At 49.4% G+C, this 563-nt stretch carries 1 protein-coding gene; it reads left to right on the top strand.

Annotated elements, in window-relative coordinates; translation table 11 throughout:
* Positions 1-11 precede the first annotated feature (11 nt).
* A partial coding sequence (gene flgK / locus R7Q48_RS29800) for a flagellar hook-associated protein FlgK (RefSeq protein ID WP_318133989.1) occupies positions 12-563 on the top strand: 552 nt, incomplete at its 3' end.

The following is a 563-nucleotide window of genomic DNA, read 5'->3' as shown; positions in this document are numbered from 1 at the left end:
TGGAGCTGTAAATGAACCTAGTTAATATCGCCCTCTCAGGTTTAAACGCAAACCGCGTTGCACTTGACGTGACGGCGCAAAACGTTGCGAACGTCAACACGCCAGGATACAGCCGTCAACAAGCGTTGATGGCGACAGTTGGCGATGGTAAGTCCAACCGCTTAAGCTCTGGTATGGGTGTGGAAGTGACCAGCATCCGCCGTGTAACTGATCAGTTCTTGGTTAAACAAACTTGGTCTACCAATAGTTTGGCGGCTTACGCGGCTGGTTACACCAGCAACATGAGCCAACTAGAAAACACCTTGGGTGCAGACGGATTTAGTATCTCTGCTGGCTTAGACTCGCTTAACGCCGCGCTTAACGACGCGACAGTGAAGCCAGAATCTATGCCTTACCGCCAGCAAATCATCAATGAATCAGAAGCGTTGGCTCGACGCTTCAACACACTAACTCAGTCTTTGCACAACCAACATAAAGACATGAATGATCAGCGCAGTGCTGCGCTGACTCATGCAAACAGTCTGATGTCGAACATCGCTCACGTGAACAAGCAAATCGTTGAA

It is taken from the genome of Vibrio sp. 378, assembly GCF_033339435.1.
This window is presented reverse-complemented; position numbering and strand designations above follow the sequence as displayed.